At 41.2% G+C, this 24,163-nt stretch carries 19 protein-coding genes, 8 tRNA genes and 3 rRNA genes; 4 read left to right on the top strand and 26 right to left on the bottom strand.

The window, feature by feature from the left end; translation table 11 throughout:
* Positions 1-162: 162 nt before the first annotated feature.
* The 10 genes from MKX82_RS01050 to sigW form a co-directional block, all read right to left on the bottom strand.
* Positions 163-966, bottom strand: a complete 804-nt coding sequence (locus tag MKX82_RS01050; protein WP_233316819.1) for an ABC transporter ATP-binding protein — start codon at positions 964-966, stop codon at positions 163-165.
* The gene (locus MKX82_RS01045) at positions 966-2,003 is read right to left on the bottom strand and encodes a FecCD family ABC transporter permease (RefSeq protein WP_233316818.1); all 1,038 of its coding nucleotides are present in this window, start codon (positions 2,001-2,003) and stop codon (positions 966-968) included. The genes MKX82_RS01050 and MKX82_RS01045 overlap by 1 nt, the downstream gene beginning before the upstream one ends.
* Positions 2,000-3,040: a FecCD family ABC transporter permease gene (locus MKX82_RS01040; protein ID WP_233316817.1), complete on the bottom strand. Its 1,041-nt coding sequence runs from the start codon at positions 3,038-3,040 to the stop codon at positions 2,000-2,002. Before MKX82_RS01040 ends, MKX82_RS01045 begins: the two co-directional genes overlap by 4 nt.
* Positions 3,033-4,085 (bottom strand): iron-siderophore ABC transporter substrate-binding protein, encoded by a 1,053-nt coding sequence (locus MKX82_RS01035; RefSeq protein WP_341074549.1) that lies wholly within the window; start codon positions 4,083-4,085, stop codon positions 3,033-3,035. Before MKX82_RS01035 ends, MKX82_RS01040 begins: the two co-directional genes overlap by 8 nt.
* A gap of 242 nt (positions 4,086-4,327) precedes the next feature.
* The gene (gene glmS / locus MKX82_RS01030) at positions 4,328-6,130 is read right to left on the bottom strand and encodes a glutamine--fructose-6-phosphate transaminase (isomerizing) (RefSeq protein ID WP_233316815.1); all 1,803 of its coding nucleotides are present in this window, start codon (positions 6,128-6,130) and stop codon (positions 4,328-4,330) included.
* A gap of 460 nt (positions 6,131-6,590) precedes the next feature.
* Entirely contained in the window at positions 6,591-7,943 is a 1,353-nt protein-coding gene (glmM, locus tag MKX82_RS01025) for a phosphoglucosamine mutase (protein WP_341074544.1), read from the bottom strand.
* A 42-nt stretch (positions 7,944-7,985) separates the two neighbouring features.
* The gene (locus MKX82_RS01020; protein ID WP_341074543.1) at positions 7,986-9,305 is read right to left on the bottom strand and encodes a CdaR family protein; all 1,320 of its coding nucleotides are present in this window, start codon (positions 9,303-9,305) and stop codon (positions 7,986-7,988) included.
* Positions 9,302-10,123 carry a diadenylate cyclase CdaA gene (gene cdaA / locus MKX82_RS01015; protein ID WP_192486549.1) on the bottom strand — a complete coding sequence of 274 codons (822 nt, stop codon included), beginning with the start codon at positions 10,121-10,123 and terminating at the stop codon, positions 9,302-9,304. The genes MKX82_RS01020 and cdaA overlap by 4 nt, the downstream gene beginning before the upstream one ends.
* Positions 10,124-10,341: 218 nt before the next feature.
* Positions 10,342-10,986: an anti-sigma factor family protein gene (locus MKX82_RS01010; protein ID WP_192486550.1), complete on the bottom strand. Its 645-nt coding sequence runs from the start codon at positions 10,984-10,986 to the stop codon at positions 10,342-10,344.
* A gap of 17 nt (positions 10,987-11,003) precedes the next feature.
* Entirely contained in the window at positions 11,004-11,567 is a 564-nt protein-coding gene (gene sigW / locus MKX82_RS01005) for an RNA polymerase sigma factor SigW (protein WP_192486551.1), read from the bottom strand.
* 405 nt (positions 11,568-11,972) lie between these two features.
* Between sigW and MKX82_RS01000 the strand changes: the two genes are divergently transcribed.
* The gene (locus tag MKX82_RS01000) at positions 11,973-12,146 is read left to right on the top strand and encodes an aspartyl-phosphate phosphatase Spo0E family protein (RefSeq protein WP_192486552.1); all 174 of its coding nucleotides are present in this window, start codon (positions 11,973-11,975) and stop codon (positions 12,144-12,146) included.
* Positions 12,147-12,261: 115 nt separating this feature from the next.
* Here MKX82_RS01000 and MKX82_RS00995 read toward each other — a convergent pair.
* The 12 genes from MKX82_RS00995 to MKX82_RS00940 all read right to left on the bottom strand — a co-directional run bounded on the left by MKX82_RS00995 (position 12,262) and on the right by MKX82_RS00940 (position 18,686).
* Positions 12,262-12,334, bottom strand: a tRNA-Lys gene (locus tag MKX82_RS00995).
* Between the two features lies 1 nt (position 12,335).
* A tRNA-Gln gene (locus MKX82_RS00990) sits at positions 12,336-12,410 on the bottom strand.
* Between the two features lie 36 nt (positions 12,411-12,446).
* A tRNA-Tyr gene (locus tag MKX82_RS00985) sits at positions 12,447-12,530 on the bottom strand.
* 28 nt (positions 12,531-12,558) lie between these two features.
* Positions 12,559-12,634: transfer RNA gene (locus tag MKX82_RS00980), tRNA-Thr, on the bottom strand.
* Positions 12,635-12,664: 30 nt separating this feature from the next.
* Positions 12,665-12,740 (bottom strand) — tRNA-Val (locus MKX82_RS00975).
* Between the two features lie 3 nt (positions 12,741-12,743).
* Positions 12,744-12,818 (bottom strand) — tRNA-Glu (locus MKX82_RS00970).
* Between the two features lie 14 nt (positions 12,819-12,832).
* Positions 12,833-12,905: transfer RNA gene (locus tag MKX82_RS00965), tRNA-Thr, on the bottom strand.
* A gap of 30 nt (positions 12,906-12,935) precedes the next feature.
* Positions 12,936-13,010 (bottom strand) — tRNA-Asn (locus tag MKX82_RS00960).
* A gap of 10 nt (positions 13,011-13,020) precedes the next feature.
* A 5S ribosomal RNA gene (gene rrf / locus MKX82_RS00955) occupies positions 13,021-13,137 on the bottom strand.
* 228 nt (positions 13,138-13,365) lie between these two features.
* A 23S ribosomal RNA gene (locus MKX82_RS00950) occupies positions 13,366-16,300 on the bottom strand.
* A gap of 326 nt (positions 16,301-16,626) precedes the next feature.
* Positions 16,627-18,175 (bottom strand): 16S ribosomal RNA (locus MKX82_RS00945).
* Together the 16S, 23S and 5S rRNA genes with 8 tRNA genes alongside form the textbook arrangement of a ribosomal RNA operon.
* A 277-nt stretch (positions 18,176-18,452) precedes the next feature.
* The gene (locus tag MKX82_RS00940) at positions 18,453-18,686 is read right to left on the bottom strand and encodes a hypothetical protein (RefSeq protein WP_233318738.1); all 234 of its coding nucleotides are present in this window, start codon (positions 18,684-18,686) and stop codon (positions 18,453-18,455) included.
* 219 nt (positions 18,687-18,905) lie between these two features.
* On the opposite strand from MKX82_RS00940, the gene pdaB reads away from it, so the two are divergent.
* The gene (pdaB, locus tag MKX82_RS00935; protein WP_341074541.1) at positions 18,906-19,655 is read left to right on the top strand and encodes a polysaccharide deacetylase family sporulation protein PdaB; all 750 of its coding nucleotides are present in this window, start codon (positions 18,906-18,908) and stop codon (positions 19,653-19,655) included.
* Between the two features lie 168 nt (positions 19,656-19,823).
* Positions 19,824-20,396, top strand: coding sequence for a spore germination lipoprotein GerD (gene gerD / locus MKX82_RS00930; protein WP_233318734.1), 573 nt, complete (start codon positions 19,824-19,826; stop codon positions 20,394-20,396).
* A 48-nt stretch (positions 20,397-20,444) separates the two neighbouring features.
* On the opposite strand, the gene MKX82_RS00925 is transcribed toward gerD, so the two are convergent.
* The 3 genes from MKX82_RS00925 to MKX82_RS00915 all read right to left on the bottom strand — a co-directional run bounded on the left by MKX82_RS00925 (position 20,445) and on the right by MKX82_RS00915 (position 22,875).
* Positions 20,445-21,485, bottom strand: coding sequence for an Mrp/NBP35 family ATP-binding protein (locus MKX82_RS00925; protein WP_233318745.1), 1,041 nt, complete (start codon positions 21,483-21,485; stop codon positions 20,445-20,447).
* A gap of 123 nt (positions 21,486-21,608) precedes the next feature.
* Positions 21,609-22,325, bottom strand: coding sequence for an N-acetylmuramoyl-L-alanine amidase CwlD (cwlD, locus tag MKX82_RS00920; protein ID WP_233318732.1), 717 nt, complete (start codon positions 22,323-22,325; stop codon positions 21,609-21,611).
* A 109-nt stretch (positions 22,326-22,434) separates the two neighbouring features.
* Positions 22,435-22,875: a DUF2521 family protein gene (locus MKX82_RS00915; protein WP_233318730.1), complete on the bottom strand. Its 441-nt coding sequence runs from the start codon at positions 22,873-22,875 to the stop codon at positions 22,435-22,437.
* Positions 22,876-23,055: 180 nt separating this feature from the next.
* On the opposite strand from MKX82_RS00915, the gene MKX82_RS00910 reads away from it, so the two are divergent.
* Positions 23,056-23,307 carry a sigma-G-dependent sporulation-specific acid-soluble spore protein CsgA gene (locus tag MKX82_RS00910; RefSeq protein WP_233318728.1) on the top strand — a complete coding sequence of 84 codons (252 nt, stop codon included), beginning with the start codon at positions 23,056-23,058 and terminating at the stop codon, positions 23,305-23,307.
* 58 nt (positions 23,308-23,365) lie between these two features.
* Here MKX82_RS00910 and MKX82_RS00905 read toward each other — a convergent pair whose 3' ends face one another.
* The gene (locus tag MKX82_RS00905) at positions 23,366-24,136 is read right to left on the bottom strand and encodes a TraR/DksA C4-type zinc finger protein (protein ID WP_233318726.1); all 771 of its coding nucleotides are present in this window, start codon (positions 24,134-24,136) and stop codon (positions 23,366-23,368) included.
* Between the last annotated feature and the right edge of the window lie 27 nt (positions 24,137-24,163).

Below are 24,163 nucleotides of genomic sequence, written 5' to 3'. Positions count from 1 at the left end.
TCCTCTTTTAAAGATGTTTTCCTATCAACATTTTCGCTACGCAATGCGAATATCCTCTTAAAATATTTCTTTACGATTAAAATAAGCAGCAAGCCCTAAGAGCATTAACTGCTGAAAAAAACCCTCAAGTTTTATTATACACTTGAGGGCTTTTTAAAATTATTATTCCTTAACATGGTATCTGCCTTTAGGCACAACTAAAGGAGTAGCGGAAACTGGATCACTAATCACTGTACAATTGAGTCCAAATATATCTTTCACTAATGTACTAGTAATTATCTCGGAAGGCTTGCCTTCTCCTACCAGCTTTCCTTTTTCAAGGGCAAAAATATAATCTGCATAACGAGCTGACAGGTTTATATCATGAAGAACCATTACAATTGTCGTCCCGTACTTACGATTAAGGTCTGTTAACAAATCTAAGATTTCTACTTGATACGTAATATCTAAAAAAGTGGTCGGCTCATCAAGAAATAATATATCCGTTTGCTGTGCCAGCGCCATCGCAATCCAAACTCGCTGCCTTTGACCGCCTGAAAGTTCATCAATATCATGATTTGCAAATTCTGTTATATTCATAATTTCCATTGCTTCTGCAACTGCTTCATAGTCCTTCTTCGACCAGCCGCTTAGCAAGGATTGGTGCGGAAACCGTCCACGACCGATTAAATCTGCTACTGTAATACCTTCTGGGACTACAGGAGATTGCGGTAAGATACCTAAAACTCTCGCTAATTGCTTTGGTGGAATTTTGCTGATTGCTTTCCCATCAAGCGTAATTTGACCAGATGAAGGTTTTATCAACTTGGCAAGAGTTTTTAGAAGAGTCGATTTTCCGCAGCCGTTAGCTCCGATTATAACGCTGATTTTGTTGCTCGGAATCTTCAGCTCTATCTCGTTTAAAATCATTTTATTTTCATAGCCTGCTATTAACTTTTCCGCCCGAAAATCATGTATTGTTTCCATTACAATTCTCCCTTTCGATTCATTCGGATTAACAGCAAGATTAAATACGGCGCTCCTAGCAATCCAGTTATTACCCCTACCGGGAACCGATACTCAAAAGCAAATTGGCCAATTAAATCTGCCGCTAACACTAAGCTGGCTCCTACAAGACCTGCTGGTAAAATATTAGAGAAACTCGCGCCTACTAATCTATTAGCAATCGGACCTGCAAGAAAGGAGACAAATGCAATCGGACCTGTCGTTGATGTCGCAATAGCAATCATAAAAACAGAACTTACAATAAGTAAAACCCTTGTCTTACCAGCAGCAACACCAAGGGAAGTTGCCATTTGCTCACCAAGTTCTAAAATATTCAAGTGTCTGCCTAACAATAGAACAATTGGCGTAAATAGAATGACCGTAATTATCAGCGGCGGCAGCTCTTCCATCCGAGAGCCATTCAAACTTCCATTAAGCCACCTAAGTGCTGCTGGAATATCCTGCTGCGAACTGATTAACAAAAGATAAGATATTACGGCATCAAGTATAGCCTGTATTCCTATTCCAATAAGAATTAAGCGTCCAATAGAGAAAGATTTCCCTCGGGATAATACGTACATAAAAATAACAGTTACAAGACCTGCAATAACAGAAGCAATAGACACAACTGCATTGCTCGTATGAAACATAGTGATACACAGAACAGCTGCAGCACTTGAGCCAGATGTTATTCCTAGAACATTTGGGTTTGCAAGTGGATTGCGCAGCATTGTTTGAAATATATAGCCAGCAACACCAAAGGCAAAGCCTGCAAAAAGACCTGCAACCATTCTTGGTAAACGTATCGTATTGACTGCAAAAGAAACACCTGCAATTTTTTCCCCTGAAAGTGTTCGAATAACTTCTTGGATGGGATAGATTGTGTTACCCAATAAAAGCATTGCGCAGCAAAGAATACAAGTCAGCAGAAGCAGTAAGCTAGTAACTTGTATCCATCGACGCCGTCTTTTGCGGATGCCTGTCATAATAAAGTTAACTTCACTAGATTGATTTTTCATAATGACCGCACTTTCGATTTCTTCGCTAATATGATGAGTATTGGTGCCCCTATAAATGCAGTGACAACACCAACTTCTAGTTCTCCAGGACTGGCAACAAGACGTCCAATTACATCAGAGAACGTTAATATAATTGCCCCTGCAATTGCGGACATCGGAATGGTAAATCGTACATCTGGACCAAGTATTAGCCGCATAACATGTGTAGATAAAAGTCCAATAAAGCCAATTGGACCTGCTAACGCAGTAGCTGCTCCACATAATATCACACCGCCAACAGCCGCCCCAAGACGTAAAAGTCCTGGTCTGACGCCAAGTCCTGATGCAACATCGTCTCCTAGTGCAAGAGCATTCAATGCTGGTGCCGAAATAAAGGCGATGATTAGACCAATTGCCAGAAAAGGAAGAAATGTTGTAATAGAATCCCAAGTTCCTGAACCAACACTGCCTACTTGCCAGAATCTGAATTGATCCATAGCATAAGAATTAGGTATCAAAATAGCCGTTACAAGGGAAGAGAGAGCTGCAGTTGTTGCAGCTCCCGCCAATACAAGCTTTATTGGTGTTGCTCCCCCTCGTCCCATTGAACCAATTCCAAAAACAAATGCTGCTGTTAATGCTGCTCCTATTAAAGCAAACCATATATATTGATTTGCTGTACTAATATTAAAGAATGCCAGTCCACAAACAACAAATAATGCTGCTCCAGTATTTACTCCAAGTATGCTAGGATCTGCAAGCGGATTGCGTGTAATAGCTTGCATTAGCGCTCCAGATACTCCTAATGCAGCTCCGCATAATAAACTAAAAATCGTTCTGGACAGACGCTTACGCACAATATTTGCCGCAAAGGAATCTTTATTCTGACTAAACAATCCGTCCATTATGTCTTGAAAGCTGACCACACGAGCCCCAAAGGAGAGAGAAGCAATAATACTGGCGATTAATAATATTATGGACAAAACAATAACTAGCTTAAAGTTTCTGGGAACATGCAGGTCCATCTGTTTAACTTTTGAAGCGGAGAAACTATTCATTGATCTTATCGATAGCTCCGCCAATTAGCTCTAAATACTCATCAATAGTGTATTCGATTGAAAGCGGAGTTGGTGTTCCCGCTGCAACCAATGGTGTATCACTTGCAATAAATGCTACTGAACCTCTTTTTACAGCAGGGATGTTTCCAAGTAATGGGTCAGCCTTAATTGCGTTATATAAATCGTCGTTACCGTAACCTACAATTACATCAGCATCATTAAGTGCTTCTACATTTTCCGCACTTAACTCTAGAGAATAACTGTTAGGGTCTGTAATTAAATCTTTAACACTGTCTGGATAATCAAGTCCAAGTTCTTTCAAGAAAGCAACACGGGAGTCAACCGGTGTATATAAATGAAGCTTAGATAAGTCATCAGCTGAGAAGTTTACCCAAACTACTTTTTTACCTTCAATTTGAGGGTATTTAGTCAATTTCTCTTTAATCATATCCTCAACATCTGTAATAAGCTGTTCGCCTTCTTCTTTCATTCCCATACCTGTTGCATTCAGTTCCACTTGTTCACGCCATGTTGTAGCCCAAGCTGCTTTTGGGTATGCAACAACGGGAGCGATTTCAGAAAGGGTATCATAATCTTCTTGCGTAATACCAGAGTAAGCAGCAAGAATAACGTCTGGTTTTGCATCTGAAATAGCCTCAAAATCAAGACCGTCAGTATCTTGGAAAACATTAGGGTTTTCTGCATTAAGCTCTTCTAGCTTCTCTGCAGTCCATGGAAGCAGACCACTGTCATCCTGTACCCCAAAGTTTGCTGCTGAGAATCCTGCAGGCACTACACCAAGAGCTAAAGCAACATCTTGATTTCCCCATTGAATAGTAACAACACGTTCTGGTTTCTTTTCAATAACTGCTTCACCTAAAGCATGTTTTATTGTAATCGGATATTGGGAATCTGAATCGGAAGAAGCAGATTCCTCTTTATCAGAATCATTTGATGATGAATTAGAACAACCTGCTAATACTAAGATTGCAATAATTGAAAATAATAGTAACTGAAGAAATGACTTATTGCGTTTTATATGCATATCTAGGTCCCCTCTTATTATGTATTATGAAAGTTTAATAGAGCAAAAAGTGATCAAGAATTATTGAAAAAGTCATATTCATCACATTTTACAATGATTATCATTCTCAACAATAATAATTCTTTTTTATTTTTCTGTCAATTGTTTCTTTTTGAACCAAATTCAAGCAAGCCCTTGTACTAGATTTTTAAAATAAATAAACCCTATAGACAAATTAGTCTATAGGGTTTACTTTTATCTATTTATTCAACTGTAACAGATTTAGCCAAGTTACGCGGCTTATCAACATCACAGTCTCTATGAAGTGCTGCATAATAAGAAATAAGCTGCAGCGGTAATACAGAGATAAGGGGTGTCAATAACTCATGCACAGCCGGAACGATAAAACGGTCGCCGTCCATCTCCAAGCCTTTCATGGAGATGATGCACGGATTAGCACCGCGTGCTACCACTTCTTTAACATTTCCGCGTATGCTCAAGTTAACACTTTCCTGTGTTGCTAAAGCAATGATTGGCGTTCCTTCTTCAATTAAAGCAATCGTACCATGCTTTAATTCTCCGCCTGCAAAGCCTTCTGCCTGGATGTAAGAGATTTCTTTAAGCTTAAGCGCACCTTCTAGACCAACATAATAATCAATTCCGCGGCCAATAAAGAATGCATTTCTTGTTGTAGATAGATATTCTCTAGCAATCGTTTCAAGTTCGTCTTTTTGCTCAAAGACAACTTCCATTGCATTTGCAATGATGCCTAGCTCATGCACTAAGTCAAAGCTGCTATCATAGCCCTTGCTTCTGCCTGTTACTTCAGCAAGTATAGACAATACTGCCATCTGCGCAGTATATGCCTTTGTGGAAGCAACCGCGATTTCAGGACCTGCATGCAGCAGCAATGTGTGGTCTGCTTCACGAGACAGTGTAGAACCAGGAACATTTGTGATAGTGATTGCTGGATAACCAAGCTCCTTCACTTGCACAAGCACAGCTCTGCTATCAGCTGTTTCACCACTTTGCGTAATGAAAATGAACAATGGTTTTTCAGAAAGCAATGGCATATTGTATCCGAATTCACTAGCTACATGAACCTCTACCGGAATCTTAGCTAAGCTTTCAATAAATTGTTTGCCTAGCAGACCTGCATGATAAGAAGTTCCTGCTGCAATGATATATAGGCGATCTGCTGCTTTTACTGCATCTATTATAGCAGGATCAATTGTAAGCTTCCCATCTTCATCTCTGTATTGTTGAATGATTTTACGAATAGCAAGCGGCTGCTCGTCAATTTCCTTCAACATGTAATGAGGATAAGTTCCTTTTTCAATGTCACTTGCGTCCAATTCAGCTGTATAAGCTTCCCGGGAAATAACTTCTCCGTTTAAAGTCTCAATTACTACTCTGTCCTTTGAAACTAGAACAATTTCTTTATCCATTAGTTCAACATATTGGTCTGTCACTTGCAGCATTGCCATTGCATCGCTCGCTACTACGTTGAAGTCTTCTCCCAATCCGACTAAAAGGGGACTTTTGTTTTTAGCAACATAAATTACATCTTTGTTTTGCTCATCCAATAGAGCAAAAGCATAAGAACCTTTTAGCATCTTCAACGTTTGCACAAATGCTGCTTTAACATCTTTGCCGCTCTCAACAATTTGTTCAATTAATTGAATAACTACTTCTGTATCTGTATCACTTTTCATTTCAACTTCTGGCAAGTATTCCTTTTTTAACAGATCGTAGTTCTCAATTACTCCATTATGAACAATGGTAAAACGACCAGACGCACTTTTATGCGGATGTGCATTCAATCTGCTTGGCACACCATGTGTTGCCCAGCGTGTATGGCCGATTCCTGTATCAGCAAACACTGTTTCATCCACAATGCTGCGCAAATCTGCAATTCTGCCTTTTTCTTTAAATACCTGTACTCCGTCCGCATTGCTTAAGGCAATACCTGCAGAATCATATCCTCTATATTCAAGCTTTTCAAGCCCTTTTAATAAAATCTCTTTTGCATCCTGGTTTCCAATAATACCAACTATTCCACACATACTTCTTTTCCTCCGTTCTAGGGGAGCAAGAAGTCTTCTTAGGGGACAAACTTGCTCCCCTATCTCTGTAATGTTTATAATTAATCTTTATGTTAGCATGCCCTATTCTTTGTCCATTAAGTTACCTTAATGTTTTAAAATAAAGCTCACGACTTGCTATAACCGGGAGGCATCCGCCGAAATATCGATAAACCTCCTCCTCGTCAACTAGCATAAGTTTCGTCCACTGCTAGTTCAGGCGCTTTATGAAATTTTACTTTCTTTTTCTCCCTCCCTTTTCTTATATTGCTTTTTTTCACAAAAGCAAGTTAATCATACCTTACTTTCAAATAATCCGTCAAATACTAATAGTTAAGGTATTTTACTTTTATGAAAAAAGAGGATAAAGAAAGATTCAACCAGTGAATTTTCTTTACCCTCTATCCTATTCAGTATTTAAAAAAATGTGACAATACCTTGCTTACTGCTCTTTCAAGCCCATTTCCTTCTCTACTACTTCAGCAATGATATTAACATATGCATCACATAATTCGCTTGTTGGAGCCTCTGCCATTACGCGGACAAGCGGTTCAGTTCCAGAAGGACGAACTAAAATTCTGCCGTTGCCATTCATGTCCTCTTCCACTTTACTGATGACTTCCTTCACCTGCTCATTATCTGTCACATGGTACTTGTCAGTCACCCTAATGTTCACTAACTTTTGCGGGAACTTCTTCATTTCTCCTGCCAACTCTGATAACGGCTTTTTCGTTGCCTTCATAATGTTTACAAGTTGAAGACCTGTCAACAGACCATCACCAGTTGTATTAAAATCAAGGAAAATAATATGGCCTGACTGTTCTCCGCCAAGATTATAACCATTTTTACGCATTTCCTCCACTACATAGCGGTCACCAACAGCTGTAGGTATGCTATTAATTCCATGCTGCTTTAGCGCCTTATAAAAGCCTAAATTGCTCATTACAGTCGATACGACTGTATCTTGTTTAAGGCGGCCAGTTTCTTTCAGATATTTAGCACAAATATACATGATTTGATCGCCATCAACGATCTCACCTTTTTCATCAACAGCTATTAGGCGATCGCCATCCCCATCAAAAGCTAAACCAACATCCGCTTGTTTTTCCTTCACAAATTCCGCCAAAGTTTCTGGATGAGTAGAGCCTACCCCGTCATTTATATTTAATCCATTTGGAGATGCTCCCATTGTTGAAATGTCAGCATCCAAATCAGCAAAAAGATGCATAGCAAGAGCAGATGTTGCTCCGTGTGCACAGTCAAGCGCAACATGAATGCCGTCAAACTCTTCATCAACAGTTTGCTTCAGGAACTGCAGGTATTTTTGCCCACCTTCAAAATAATCATTAACTTGTCCAAGATCTGCTCCAGTTGGTCTTGGCAATGAGTCAACACCTTGATCAATCAATGCTTCTATTTCTAATTCTTGTTCATCTGAAAGTTTAAAGCCATCTGGACCGAAAAACTTAATGCCATTATCGGCAACAGGGTTATGGGAAGCGGATATCATTACACCGGCCTGTGCTCCCAGAACTTTTGTCAAATAGGATACCCCAGGTGTAGAAATAACACCTAAGCGCATTACTTCCGCACCGATGGAAAGCAATCCTGCTACTAGGGCTCCTTCCAGCATATGGCCTGAAATACGAGTATCACGGCCAATCAGTACTTTAGGCCGATCTTGATCTTTTGTCAGGACGAAACCACCGAATCTCCCAAGCTTAAATGCTATTTCAGGTGTCAGTTCGCTATTTGCTACTCCTCGTACTCCGTCCGTACCGAAATATTTACCCATTCCTAAATCGCTCCTTCTAACTAATATAAATCTTTATCCATGTTAAGCGTCTTTTTCCGTTATTGATACACTTGCTGTCTCTTTTGCCAGCTCCCAGCTGATCTCATCAGGACCTTCAACCGTTATCTGTACTTCATGTTCACCAGCAGACATCCCGGTCAGATCTAGATACAGAGAAAAATCTGATGCTGCTAAGCCTTTAACAATCTCATCTGCTCCAGTTACATCGAGACTTGCGCTTTTATCAGCAGGGTCTGTTATTTCTGCCACAAGCTCATCACCCAGACCTTGTATGTTAATAGGTATACCGCTGATTGTTTTTGTGCTCGGTTCTTCTGCAGATGCTGTTTCATCTGAATCATCTTCGCTTGAGGAGGAAGATTGCTCTGAATCTGCACTATCCTTCCCAACTGTCACTTTAACAGTGGCCGTTACAAGCTCCGGTTCTACAGCCGTCACGCCATTTGAAATAATTACAGGAAGTTCAATATTTGAATCCTTATCTATATCACTTAAGTCCACTTCAACTCTTGTACTGTCCACTTCTTTTAGTATATCTTCTGGACCGGAAATTGTCGCTTCCGTTTTGTTTAAAGTAATAGAATCAATGGTAATATTGGATGGCGGATCACCTTTTTCTACAATATTGATTGGAACTGTTTTACTTGTTCTTGTTACAGGGATATTCACATCCACCGTTTCTGGTTCCACTTCGACATCCAATTTATTTAAACTGCTATCTAAAACAGATATTTTGGCCTTTTGGCTTATATCCTTACTAGTTCCTTCTTCCAGCTCTACATTTGCTTTGACATAGGCTATCTTCTCAATTTCATCCTTAGCTCCTGTAACCTTTACAGTCGAAGGACTGACAGTTGCCGAGCCAGTTGAATACCCCTTAGCAATCAAGCTGCTGTTATACTCAGCTTCTACGCTTACTTCTTTTGTTACTTTCTCTTTTAAAGTTACCTCAATAGTGTCAGGATCAATATCGGCTTTCAGTTTATCGGAAAGATCTTTGACCTGAAGGGTAACCTTTTTCGTGCCAATTTCTGCATCAGTCAAATCAACATACACTTCAAAATTCTTTTGCAGTCTTGCCGATTGTAAATGGACTGTGGGTCCTGTCAGCGTAACATCCACTGTTTCCGGCACTCCGGATACGATAAGATTCTCTGTATCATAGTAGACCTTTACAGGCATATCCTTTACTACCCCAGTATCCTCTGTTCCTGGGACATTCACATCATTAGAGTTATCATTTCCATCATATACATATAAAAACAATAGCAACGCAAGAGCGAAGGCAATTACCTTCATAAACCAATTGCTTTCTCCGATTCTGTCAAATAACTTATTCATTTATTCTTCCCCTTCCAGCTCCACTTAACAGAGGAAGCATGTTTGGCAGAAGGTGCAATTAATGCACTGGACAATAGTTCTTTAAATGCTTCCAATTTAAGATCTCGATGGAGGTCGCCATTTTTGGTAATAGAAATAGCTCCAGTTTCTTCAGAAACAACAATAGTAATGCTGTCCGTTACCTCACTGATGCCAAGTGCAGCTCTATGCCTTGTGCCCAGCTCCTTTGATATGAAAGGACTCTCAGACAAAGGAAGATAACAGGCAGCTGCAGCTATATTATTTTTTTGCAAAATAACGGCACCGTCGTGCAGAGGAGTGTTTGGGATAAAGATGTTAATCAAAAGCTCAGAAGATATTTTGGAATCTAATGAAATCCCCGTTTCAATATAGTCATTCATGCCTGTCTCTCTTTCAATGGAGATAAGCGCACCAATTCTCCGTTTTGCCATATAATCAACAGCTTTTACAATGGATTCGACCACATGTTGCTGTGCTTGGTCTTCCGGTATTCCGCTTCGCGAAAAGAACTTTCCTCTACCAAGCTGTTCGAGTGCCCTTCTCAGTTCTCCTTGGAAAATGATGATGAGCCCTAGTGCTCCCCACTGAATCACTTGCTCCATCATTGTTCCCATTGTCTGCAAGTTGAAATAATCACTCAGCAGCTTCACGATTAGGATAACAAAGATTCCTTTTAATAATTGGACAGCTTTTGTACCCTTTACTATCATAAGGATTTTATAGATGACATACCACACAAGGAGAATGTCTACGGTATTCGCTAAATATTTTAAAAAAGGGAAATCTGCAAACGACATTTTCCTTCCTCCAAAGCATATATATTTCATAAGCAATCGCTGCTTGTTTTATTTACCTACAATTATCATATTATATCACATTTGTGTTTAATACCAATCAGGACATACTAATTTTAAAAAACAGGAGGATGTTTCTATAAACCATTGGAAAATTCTTGGTTTTATTATATGATGCTTCTTCCGTTTTTATCAGTGTTAGGAATGAAAAATCCCTGCAATTAATATGCAGGGAGGCTATTCTTTGCTTCTTCACCTTTAAATATGTCCGTGATATCATCGAATGTTGACTTGATGTAGTACCAAAGCCAATCAAAGACTTCATTAACTTCCTCAATCTCACCTGTAACCTGGTTCGCAGAAGCCATATACTTCTCTCCATTTATAACGGTGACATCGCCTTTCACTTGTCCTTCTATCTTAATATTTCCATTTCGGACTACGATATCTCCCTCAACTACCTCTCCTTTAGGAACAATAACCGTATCATTTTCAACAACCAAATTAGGCTGTTTTGAAACAGAAAATTCATGGTTTTCATTCCAAGCGGAAAGGAGACTTGAAATCATTAATACAATAAATAAAGATGCTGCAGCAAACATGGGATGATTACGCACCCATCTTTTAAAGACAGCCTGCTTCTTTTCCTTCGGCAGCAGTGCCAGCACATTCTCCGTAAAATTAACTGGAGCCTGTATATGAGATGTGCTTTGTACAAGTGCAATCGTCTTTTTCAATTCATGAAAATGAATTGCACAATCTTCACATTCATCCAAGTGTTTTTTTAACTGATGCTTATCTTGTTCTGATATTTCCTCATCAAGATATTCATGCATATATTCTATAACCTTTGATGAACAAGTCATATTATTTCACCTTCTTATTAGACATGCCGTAATTGCTTTCTTAAAGCCTCTCTACCCCTATGGATGCGAGTTTTTACCGTTCCCAGAGGAAGTTCTAGAATTTCGCTAATCTCATTCAGAGACAGTTCTTCAATGTATTTTAGCACAATTACAGAACGATACTTCTCTGGCAGTTTTGATATTTCACGTTGTATTGAAGCTTGCAATTCAAGACTTTCAACATCTTCTTCTGGCAATCTCGAATCTGAAGAGATTTGCGAGTACATGTTCAAACCATCTGTACCAGGTACCTCAGCATCCAAATAATAATCTGGCTTTTTCTTTCTGATCCTGTCAATACACAAATTAGTTGCAATGCGATAAAGCCATGTGGAAAACTTCAAGTCCATGTTAAATCTGTTTATATTAACATATGCTCGAAGAAAGGCTTCTTGTGAAATATCCTCCGCTTCATGTCTATTCCCCAGCATCCGATAACATATTTGGAACACCTTATCTTTGTAGATGTCAATTATGTCACCGAAGGCATTTTGATCCCCTTTTATTACTTGCTTAATTCTCTTTTTAACTAATGCTTCCATCTATTTACCTCCGCTCTAAATGCGGCTAATCGATTAATACGTATCGATAGCGAATAAGGTTTCATTTTTTTAAAAAATTCCTCCTAAATCTGCTTAAAATAAATCTGTGCTCATATTTGTGTACAAAAAAAAAGAGTTTAGTGACTTCTACTTATAATTATAGTCAAGTTGTCTATCTAAAGGCTTAACCGTCCAACTATCAGGAGATTTATTTTTCACATTTTTTTATAATATGTATATTTACTACTTTTGAATGACTTTACTACTATTTTAACAAATTATGACAAGTTATGTTTAAAATTTTTGTTATTTGGTTATAAAAATTAGGTATATTATGTTAAAATCATGACAATATTATTCTTTTCAGATAAAATGAAGACTAACTAATGAATGAGGGTGAAGCCAATGTGTGAGCAAAAGTTGTTAAAAGATATTGAGGAACATCGTGAACAGATGATTAATTTAGCAACTCGCACTTCTTTTTCGCACCCTAAAGTGATTGATTTAAGCGCTAAATTAGACGTGTTGTTAAACAAGTACGACAGCTTTATGAAAGCAAGTTGGAAAGAAAATTATTAATGAAATTTAATCATTATACAGCATATTACAGTTACTCATAATTGATGTCTTACATATTTTTTTGAAATAAGAAAACATAAAAAAAACCAAGCAATTTATGCTTGGTTTTTACAGATGAGCCATGCAGGATTCGAACCTGCGACCCTCTGATTAAAAGTCAGATGCTCTACCAACTGAGCTAATGGCTCTTGGCTGGGCTAGCTGGATTCGAACCAACGAGTGACGGAGTCAAAGTCCGTTGCCTTACCGCTTGGCTATAGCCCAAAAATAAATAAAAGGACTTAATGTCCAATTGTAAAATGGTGGAGGGGGACGGATTCGAACCGCCGAACCCGAAGGAGCGGATTTACAGTCCGCCGCGTTTAGCCACTTCGCTACCCCTCCGTAATATTGGAAAGAATTGTTTCATAAATGGTGCCGACGAGAGGACTTGAACCCCCAACCTACTGATTACAAGTCAGTTGCTCTACCAATTGAGCTACATCGGCACATATCTTAATCTTGTATTATATTATAAATGGTGGAGGATGACGGGATCGAACCGCCGACCCTCTGCTTGTAAGGCAGATGCTCTCCCAGCTGAGCTAATCCTCCATTTGGTGACCCATACGGGATTCGAACCCGTGTTACCGCCGTGAAAGGGCGGTGTCTTAACCGCTTGACCAATGGGCCTTTATTGTTTTTTAAGCTTCCAACCGGGCTCGAACCGGTGACCTCTTCCTTACCATGGAAGTGCTCTACCTGCTGAGCTATGGAAGCAAATTGCTAACATATAACTCAAAATCATTATGGCTCCGCAGGTAGGATTCGAACCTACGACCGCTCGGTTAACAGCCGAGTGCTCTACCACTGAGCTACTGCGGAATAATGGTATGCCTGGCGACGTCCTACTCTCACAGGAGGAGAACCTCCAACTACCATCGGCGCTGAGAAGCTTAACTTCCGTGTTCGGTATGGGAACGGGTGTGACCTTCTCGCTATCGCCACCAGACTCTTTTTTGAGACAGATATTATTATATCATATTCTCAATTTCTTTTCAAGGTTTTTATTCCCTGAAAACTAGATTATGTTGTAAGAAGAAAGAATGAGTAATCATTCATGTCCAGCTGCAGAAGCCAAATCGTACGGCTGTTTCACTCACTCGTGCACAGTCTTGCGACTGCTTCTCGCGCGCTCCAACATCCTATCGATTTAAGCGGGCTTCTTCCGCTTTTCGTTTTAGTTAAGTCCTCGATCTATTAGTATTTGTCAGCTCCACGTGTCACCACGCTTCCACCTCAAACCTATCAACCTGATCATCTTTCAGGGATCTTACTAGCTTACGCTATGGGAAATCTCATCTTGAGGGGGGCTTCATGCTTAGATGCTTTCAGCACTTATCCCTTCCGCACATAGCTACCCAGCTATGCCTTTGGCAAGACAACTGGTACACCAGCGGTGCGTCCATCCCGGTCCTCTCGTACTAAGGACAGCTCCTCTCAAATTTCCTACGCCCACGACGGATAGGGACCGAACTGTCTCACGACGTTCTGAACCCAGCTCGCGTACCGCTTTAATGGGCGAACAGCCCAACCCTTGGGACCGACTACAGCCCCAGGATGCGATGAGCCGACATCGAGGTGCCAAACCTCCCCGTCGATGTGGACTCTTGGGGGAGATAAGCCTGTTATCCCCGGGGTAGCTTTTATCCGTTGAGCGATGGCCCTTCCATGCGGAACCACCGGATCACTAAGCCCGACTTTCGTCCCTGCTCGACTTGTAGGTCTCGCAGTCAAGCTCCCTTGTGCCTTTACACTCTACGAATGATTTCCAACCATTCTGAGGGAACCTTTGGGCGCCTCCGTTACTTTTTAGGAGGCGACCGCCCCAGTCAAACTGCCCACCTGACACTGTCTCCCACCCCGATAAGGGGTGCGGGTTAGAATGTCAATACAGCCAGGGTAGTATCCCACCAATGCCTCCACCGAAGCTGGCGCTCCGGCTTCCAAGGCTCCTACCTATCCTGTACAAGCTGTACCAAAATTCAATATCAGGCTACAGTAAAGCTCCACGGGGTCTTTCCGTCCTGTCGCGGGTAACCTGCATCTTCACAGGTACTATAATTTCACCGAGTCTCTCGTTGAGACAGTGCCCAGATCGTTACACCTTTCGTGCGGGTCGGAACTTACCCGACAAGGAATTTCGCTACCTTAGGACCGTTATAGTTACGGCCGCCGTTTACTGGGGCTTCAATTCAGAGCTTCGCGCGAACGCTAACCCCTCCTCTTAACCTTCCAGCACCGGGCAGGTGTCAGCCCCTATACTTCGCCTTACGGCTTCGCAGAGACCTGTGTTTTTGCTAAACAGTCGCCTGGGCCTATTCACTGCGGCTCTCTCGGGCTTGCACCCAAAAGAGCACCCCTTCTCCCGAAGTTACGGGGTCATTTTGCCGAGTTCCTTAACGAGAGTTCTCTCGCTCACCTTAGGATTCTCTCCTCGCCTACCTGTGTCGGTTTGCGGTACGGGCACCTTGAATCTCGCTAGAGGCTTTTCTTGGCAGTGTGGAATCAGGAACTTCGGTACTATATTTCCCTCGCCGTCACAGCTCCGCCTTCACGGTAATGGGATTTGCCTCATTACCAGCCTAACTGCTTGGACGTGCTAATCCAACAGCACGCTTACCCTATCCTCCTGCGTCCCCCCATCGCTCAAACGATTCATAAGGTGGTACAGGAATATCAACCTGTTGTCCATCGCCTACGCTCTTCAGCCTCGGCTTAGGTCCCGACTAACCCTGAGTGGACGAGCCTTCCTCAGGAAACCTTAGGCATTCGGTGGATGAGATTCTCACTCATCTTTCGCTACTCATACCGGCATTCTCACTTCTAAGCGCTCCACCAGTCCTTACGGTCTAGCTTCAACGCCCTTAGAACGCTCTCCTACCACTGACATCGTAGATGTCAATCCACAGCTTCGGTGATACGTTTAGCCCCGGTACATTTTCGGCGCAGAGTCACTCGACCAGTGAGCTATTACGCACTCTTTAAATGGTGGCTGCTTCTAAGCCAACATCCTGGTTGTCTAAGCAACTCCACATCCTTTTCCACTTAACGTATACTTTGGGACCTTAGCTGGTGGTCTGGGCTGTTTCCCTCTTGACTACGGATCTTATCACTCGCAGTCTGACTCCCAAGGATAAGTATTTGGCATTCGGAGTTTGTCTGAATTCGGTAACCCGATGGGGGCCCCTAGTCCAAACAGTGCTCTACCTCCAATACTCTTACCTTGAGGCTAGCCCTAAAGCTATTTCGGAGAGAACCAGCTATCTCCAAGTTCGATTGGAATTTCTCCGCTACCCACACCTCATCCCCGCACTTTTCAACGTGCGTGGGTTCGGGCCTCCATCCAGTGTTACCTGGACTTCACCCTGGACATGGGTAGATCACCTGGTTTCGGGTCTACGACCACATACTATTACGCCCTATTCAGACTCGCTTTCGCTGCGGCTCCGTCTCTTCAACTTAACCTCGCATGTAATCGTAACTCGCCGGTTCATTCTACAAAAGGCACGCTATCACCCATTAATGGGCTCTAACTACTTGTAGGCACACGGTTTCAGGATCTATTTCACTCCCCTTCCGGGGTGCTTTTCACCTTTCCCTCACGGTACTGGTTCACTATCGGTCACTAGGGAGTATTTAGCCTTGGGAGATGGTCCTCCCTGCTTCCGACGGGATTTCACGTGTCCCGCCGTACTCAGGATCCACTCAGGAGGGAACGAAGTTTCGACTACAGGGTTTTTACCTTCTATGACTGGCCTTTCCAGACCTATTCATCTACCCCGTTCCTTTGTAACTCCATGTAGAGTGTCCTACAACCCCAAGAGGCAAGCCTCTTGGTTTGGGCTAATCCCGTTTCGCTCGCCGCTACTCAGGGAATCGCGTTTGCTTTCTCTTCCTCCGGGTACTTAGATGTTTCAGTTCCCCGGGTCTGCCTTCTGTTACTCTATGTATTCAAGTAACGATACTATCCCATTACGGATAGTGGGTTCCCCCATTCGGAAATCTCCGGATCAAAGCTTACTTACAGCTCCCCGAAGCATATCGGTGTTAGTACCGTCCTTCATCGGCTCCTAGTGCCAAGGCATCCACCGTGCGCCCTTTCTAACTTAACTTATTCGGCTAAAGATAAACTTCGCATCTCTTCGTCAGCTCCCTCACTCCGCTCCTCACGTACTGTCGTACGCTCCGGTGCTCGTTTAGTCGCTTCCTCGACCTGCTCGTTTCTCTTTACCCTAAAATTCTACTAATAATAGAGAATCTAAGATGGCGATTACTCGGTTTCTTTCTTGGTTCTTACTATTCATAATCTAGTTTTCAAGGAACAAATTCGGCTAATGATGTTAATCATTACCCTGATGTTTTGAGGAATTGCTCCCTCAAAACTGAACAACAAAATCATCAACAATCTGTGAATGGAACGAATTCCATTTTTCCTTAGAAAGGAGGTGATCCAGCCGCACCTTCCGATACGGCTACCTTGTTACGACTTCACCCCAATCATCTATCCCACCTTAGGCGGCTGGCTCCTAAAAGGTTACCCCACCGACTTCGGGTGTTACAAACTCTCGTGGTGTGACGGGCGGTGTGTACAAGGCCCGGGAACGTATTCACCGCGGCATGCTGATCCGCGATTACTAGCGATTCCAGCTTCATGTAGGCGAGTTGCAGCCTACAATCCGAACTGAGAATGGTTTTATGGGATTGGCTCGACCTCGCGGTTTTGCTGCCCTTTGTACCATCCATTGTAGCACGTGTGTAGCCCAGGTCATAAGGGGCATGATGATTTGACGTCATCCCCACCTTCCTCCGGTTTGTCACCGGCAGTCACCTTAGAGTGCCCAACTAAATGCTGGCAACTAAGATCAAGGGTTGCGCTCGTTGCGGGACTTAACCCAACATCTCACGACACGAGCTGACGACAACCATGCACCACCTGTCATCCTGTCCCCCGAAGGGGAACGTCCTATCTCTAGGATTGTCAGGAGATGTCAAGACCTGGTAAGGTTCTTCGCGTTGCTTCGAATTAAACCACATGCTCCACCGCTTGTGCGGGCCCCCGTCAATTCCTTTGAGTTTCAGCCTTGCGGCCGTACTCCCCAGGCGGAGTGCTTAATGCGTTTGCTGCAGCACTAAAGGGCGGAAACCCTCTAACACTTAGCACTCATCGTTTACGGCGTGGACTACCAGGGTATCTAATCCTGTTTGCTCCCCACGCTTTCGCGCCTCAGCGTCAGTTACAGACCAAAGAGTCGCCTTCGCCACTGGTGTTCCTCCACATCTCTACGCATTTCACCGCTACACGTGGAATTCCACTCTTCTCTTCTGCACTCAAGTCCCCCAGTTTCCAATGACCCTCCACGGTTGAGCCGTGGGCTTTCACATCAGACTTAAAGGACCGCCTGCGCGCGCTTTACGCCCAATAATTCCGGACAACGCTTGCCACCTACGTATTACCGCGGCTGCTGGCACGTAGTTAGCCGTGGCTTTCTGGTTAGGTACCGTCAAGGTACGAGCAGTTACTCTCGTACTTGTTCTTCCCTAACAACAGAGTTTTACGATCCGAAAACCTTCATCACTCACGCGGCGTTGCTCCGTCAGACTTTCGTCCATTGCGGAAGATTCCCTACTGCTGCCTCCCGTAGGAGTCTGGGCCGTGTCTCAGTCCCAGTGTGGCCGATCACCCTCTCAGGTCGGCTACGCATCGTCGCCTTGGTGAGCCGTTACCTCACCAACTAGCTAATGCGCCGCGGGCCCATCTGTAAGTGACAGCGTAAACCGTCTTTCAGCTTTTCTACATGAGTAGAAAAGGATTATCCGGTATTAGCTCCGGTTTCCCGAAGTTATCCCAGTCTTACAGGCAGGTTGCCCACGTGTTACTCACCCGTCCGCCGCTAACTTAAAAAGCAAGCTTTTTAAGTCCGCTCGACTTGCATGTATTAGGCACGCCGCCAGCGTTCGTCCTGAGCCAGGATCAAACTCTCCGATAAAGAGTAAGATTAGCTCATTTGCTAAACTCTAGCTTTTTGTTACTTTGTTTTCATCTTTATAACGCAAGTTATAAAAACGATTATTGTTGACGTTTTGTTTGTTCAGTTTTCAAAGAGCAATTTCATGCCGCTCTCTCAAGCGACTTTATCAATTTAACATAACCAAAACTCATTGTCAAATATTTTTTAACTTTTTTATTTTGGTGTTTTTTGTCGAAGTGACGTTTATTAATATAGCAAGTTATCTAAACTTCGTCAACAACTATTTAGAAGTTTTTTATATTTTTTCATCCAGGTACTTATTATCCTTAATGATATAATTCATACACTCTTTTGGAGAAGCAACTCTTTTGAACAATGAAAAAAGGTCTTTATACCTTTCTACCATTGATTTCTTGACAACAATATCAATTCTTTCATCACCTAGATCCAACAATATTTCGTCTAATTCCCGTTTAATCAAATACTCTATTTCCTTCACTTCTCTTTGCGTTAATAGTAGTCCTACCATATGGCTCCTCCTTGATGTACTTGTGTGAAATTTTATTATTCCTATATACAGCCACTGCAATCTAGGAGAGATGATATCCATCATCAACAAATATAATGGCACTTTGTCTCAGTATTATTGCCATCTTATATTTTTTTATGAATAAACTTTTTTTGTTATTTTCATTTCTTTCTCTGCATAGGATGAACCAAGCAGTAAATTGGACGAGGTGAGCTTAGTATGAATAACTTTTATGTACTTAATGGCAAAAGGTTGAAGCAGTTAACATTAATCGTTGTCGTATCTTTCTTTACCGCTTGGTTCTTGTATATGGAAAACATTGTACAAGTCCCTGTCTTTTCATCAAAGGATGGACCTAAAGCAGTTTATAAAGGAGAAAAGGGTATTGCATTGACATTCAACATCGGATGGGGCGATGAAAAAGCTGAGCCGATATTGGATATATTAAAAAAAGAGAAAGTGACCGCTACCTTTTTTCTCGCTGGTTCTTGGGCTGAAAGACATCCTGACCTCATCGCAAGAATCGTTAAGGAAGGCCATGAAATTGGTATCCTCGGCTATGACTATGTTGATTATTCCGATGTAAAAGAAGAAAAGATTAATCAAGATGTTTCAAAAGCAAAAACAGCATTTGAAAAACTGAAAGAGGAGAATATCTCCTTATTCAGAGCACCAACAGGGCATTTTGACCAAAAGGCTTTAACCATCACAAACAGGTACAACTACACACTTGTTCATTGGAGTGTTGATTCTAAAGATTGGACAAATCCAGGAACCGAACAAATTGTTAAAAACGTTGCTCCGGCAAAAAAAGGAGATATTGTATTGCTTCATGCATCAGATTCAGCAAAGCAGACAGCTAACGCACTGCCAGCGATAATCGACAATCTCAAAGACAAAAACTTGAAGTTCGTTTCTGTAACAGAAATGCTTTCAAACGCTGACTCAAGTTCAAAAGAAGTGAATTAATTCCCATAACATAAAGGTCCTTGATGATTTATTTCATTAAGGGCCTTTATCATTATCCCCTATTCCCGGCAAAACATATCCTGCAAACTTGAAATCGAAAGGAATAATAAATAAAAAACAAAGCATCCTAATGAACAGGGATATTTCCTTTTGAAAGGAGCAGCTGCAATGTTCAAAAAATACAGCATCGTCCTGCTTTTATCTCTTTCCATTTTAAGCGGATGTTCAGCCGGCGAGTCTGCGCAACAGATGGACTATGACCAAACCAAAAAAATGGTAGTAGATATACTAAAAACCGATGACGGAAAAAAAGCAATACGTGATGTTATTGGGGATGAAGAAATTAAGGAAAATCTCGTAATGAATGAAGAGGCTGTAACAAAGACCATTGAATCTACTTTAGTTTCTGATAAAGCAGCTAAGTTTTGGACAGAGAAATTTAAAGATCCGGAATTTGCAGAAACAATGGCAAAAAGCCTGAAAACAGAGAATGAGAAATTACTCAAAGACTTGATGAAGGATCCAGATTATCGAAAGATGATGGTCGAACTACTGCAAGACCCGGCAATTGAATCAGACTTGAAAAATGTGTTAAAAAGCACAGAATATCGAGAACATCTAATGCAGGTTATGCAGGAATCAATGGATACACCTGAATTCAAGAAAAAGTTTCAGGAAATGCTCGACAAAGCAGCTAAAGAGGCAGCCTCTAACTTTAATACTAAGTCCTTTAAAATCTAGTCAAAATAAGAAAGCAGGGAATCCCCTGCTTTCTTTTATTTAGGCTTCTTATTTTCCTACCTTTTGAATGACCTTCTCTGCAATCTTTATATAGATATCGCCTATTACATGTTCCTGCCCATAAACAGAAGGGGCAAAATCATTTTTATCCCAATCAGGCTGACCTAACGGAAGCTGTCCCAACATGGAGGTTTGCAAATCCTCTGCCAACTTCTTGCCCCCGCCTTGTCCAAACACATATTCCTTTTCTCCTGTTAATTTACTCTCAAAGTAGGACATATTTTCAATAACACCTAATATCTCATGTTCCGTTTTTATTGCCATTGCTCCCGCTCTAGCTGCTACAAATGCTGCAGTAGGATGTGGAGTTGTTACAATTATTTCTTTGCTAGAAGGTAGCATCGTATGTACATCTAAAGCTATATCACCTGTTCCAGGTGGCAAGTCTAGAATGAGATAATCTAAATCTCCCCACTCCACTTCTTGCAAAAAGCTTGTCAGCATTTTCCCGAGCATAGGACCTCTCCAAATGATTGGGGCATTATCCTCAACAAAGAAACCCATAGAAATGACCTGTACTCCTAAACGCTCTACAGGTATAATTCGATCATTTACCACTTCCGGTCTCTTCGTTATTCCCATCATATCAGGAACACTAAATCCATATATATCTGCATCTAGAAGCCCAACCTTTTTTCCAAGCCTTGCCATAGAAACAGCCAAGTTGACAGAAACAGTTGATTTACCAACCCCTCCCTTTCCGCTGGCCACAGCAATATATGTAGGGGAATTCTTATTTTCCATCTCAGCATGTTCTGCTTGTATCTCCCGGACTAGGGCACTTGAAAGTTCAGTGAATCGCATACCAACAGTCTGCACCCCATTTTGTTTAAGTATGCTGACAACTTCCTGCTGCAATTCCATTTGTGCAGGAGATCCCATTTCCGCAACTGCTAACTTAATGCTGACATGTGACTTTTCTGCATCCCATTTTAAATCCTTTATGGAATTCAATTCTAACAATGTCTTATGTAAAAAAGGATCTGTTATCTGTTCTATCATGCGTTCAATCGCTTCTGCGTTTAAAATGACAATCCCCTCCTCTTTTTAGTAAGTATAACATAGAAAATGATAACCTTTACATATTTCAGATTCTCCCTTTATATTTCCCAGGAATTACGGGAGAAAAGAATAAGGAGAATTAGCCTATAGCTATTCCCCTTTAATTGCATCCTCGTTAGAAAAATATCGATTAACACCTTTATAGATGGATGCAGCTATTTTATTTTGGTACTCCTTATCCATTAAGTTCTTTTTCTCTGCAGGATTGGATAGAAAACCAATTTCCACTAAAGCACCTGGCTTTTTGGCATACTTTAAAATATAAACACTGTTTAGTGGCTTTGCTTTTCTTGTTGTGTTTTCCAGGTTATCAATCAGCTCATCTTGAATAAACTTTGCGGCAATCTCATTATCCTCCAGCTGTGGGGAAAAGAAGGTTTGTGCTCCGCTCCATTTAGAGGACGGAATGGCATTCAGATGTATACTTAAAAACAAATCAGCATCTGAGGAATTAATCATATTGAGCCTTTCCTTCAGGTCTGCTACCTTCCGATTGCGATATCCCTTTACATCATCCCCTGCTAAATCCTTATCTTCCTCTCTAGTCATTATAACTAGCGCGCCTTGTTCTTGAAGATAATCGCGGATTTTTAAGGATACATCCAAAGCAACATCTTTCTCTAACACTTCCTCATCACCCGCTCCACCATCTGGGCCACCATGACCAGGATCAATGACAATAATTTTCCCGGTTAAAGGCAAATTCCAAGCGTCCCATGAGTCATCATCAGAAAAGTCAAATTGCAAGATGAAAAAAAGAAGGATGAGTCCCACTGCAAATATACTGATTTTAAGTTTTTTATTCACTGTCCTAGTCAATCCCTCCTGCTGCTCGTCCTTATTCTAAATATATGGGACAAGGAGGCAATTTAGAACAAACCAGAAAAAAATCAAGCGGTGTGCGCACCGCTTGATTTTAATGAAGTCTAAGTTTTTTTCTTTTAATTGCTTTATTAAAACCCTCTAACCACCATGCATTTACGAATTGTTCACAAAGATAGTATAGCGATTCATTTTTACTGCTTTCTTCACTTCCCCAGTAGAGGAGAAAATGAAATAATGTATCCTTTAAATGTTTATCTTCTTCTAAGCATCTATTTTTAATAGTGGGGATATCTTCACCCCATGCGCTGAACTTGCTAAAGTTTGCCCCTAACAAAAATGCTTCAATAGCTACATCATAACAAGCCTCTTCCATACCTTCGTTCATAATAACGCTTGATGTCAATTGAGATGAGCCAAAATAACGAGCAACCTTTTCTTTTAAATCCTTTACAGAAAGCTCTTTAAGAACAGATCTTTCATATTTTATTTGTTTTTCTCTTTTTTTTAAATCGAAGTTCATAATAACTGTCACTGATTTCACCTCTTGAAAATAGTTTTTAACTAATCGAGAGGAGCAATTCAAGGATAAGGCTAATTTCCATATCCAAATAATATGGATGTTTCTATATATGGAAAAATGTAAGACGGATAATAAAAATCAAGAGAATAACCCATAATAATATAGAAAAAATGATAAGTATGAGGTGCTTAAATGAATCAGTCATTAGCCTATGTAAGAGAAGTTTTATCTCTGTATACAGACCGTTCAGATACTGGAAAAAGCATTTACAGCAAAATGATGAAGGGTCATTATAAATCTGAAGAAGCATTTGTCCGCGAATTATCCGAAGAAGAAAGTAGCTTCTTAAATCAAGTATTAGAAGAGGAAATACAGCATGCTAAAAACGAGCAAGACTCCAAAAGGGCTCACCACCTAAACGACATATATGAACTGTTGTTTTAAACAAAAAGGTCAGGCTGCGCACTAGATATAAATCTAGATGTGTGCCTGACCTTTCTTATTAGCGTTCTCTGCCATCCTCATCTTCAACATAAGGGTCATGCTCATATGCAGGCAAATCTCCGAAGCTCGTCATGATTCCTTCTTCATCTAAGCTCTGCTCATATCTTTTATGCTGCTGATTAGGATATACCGTGATATTTTTTCCCTCTATATCAACACCTACAAAATTTTCATACTCCTCTACGTACCCAACATTTTCATAAGAATCAATGGAGAGATCATTATAATGATCAAATACAGGATGAACAAAGTCAGATGGAGTCTCTGACGTACCAAAGCTCTCAACATCCTGCCAGGAATCCTCCGCATCATATGCAACTGTTTCATCCTGTTCATCCATGTCAAACTTTCCAAATGGAGGCATAAGCACACCTTCCTCTACCGGCCGCTCGTGTGAAACAACTTGGTCCGGGGTATGCTCAATGCAATATCTTGCTGTTGGAAGAGCTTCAAGTCTTTCAAGAGGAATTTCCTTTCCACATTCTTCACATTTTCCATATGTTCCATTTTCAATTGCCTTTAACGCATTTACAACACCAGCATATTCAAATCTATAATGCTCATTTAAGGCAATATCCTTTTCTCTTTCATATAACTCGGTGCCCTCATCTCCTGGGTGATTATCATAACTCGATAATTCCCCAACCGAATCATGTGCATGACTGCGGATTAAACCTAAGTGATCATTTATATCATATCTTTCTTCTATGTCTTGTTTTTCATTTTCTAACAGTGATTGGAATTCATTAAGTTGTTGTTTAGTCAGCATGAGATTTTTCCTTTCATTAAATCTTTT

This window comes from Niallia sp. FSL R7-0271, from assembly GCF_038005785.1.
Taxonomy (GTDB): domain Bacteria; phylum Bacillota; class Bacilli; order Bacillales; family Cytobacillaceae; genus Niallia.
The sequence above is the reverse complement of the archived record's forward strand: the minus strand, read 5'-3'. Positions and strand labels throughout refer to the sequence as shown.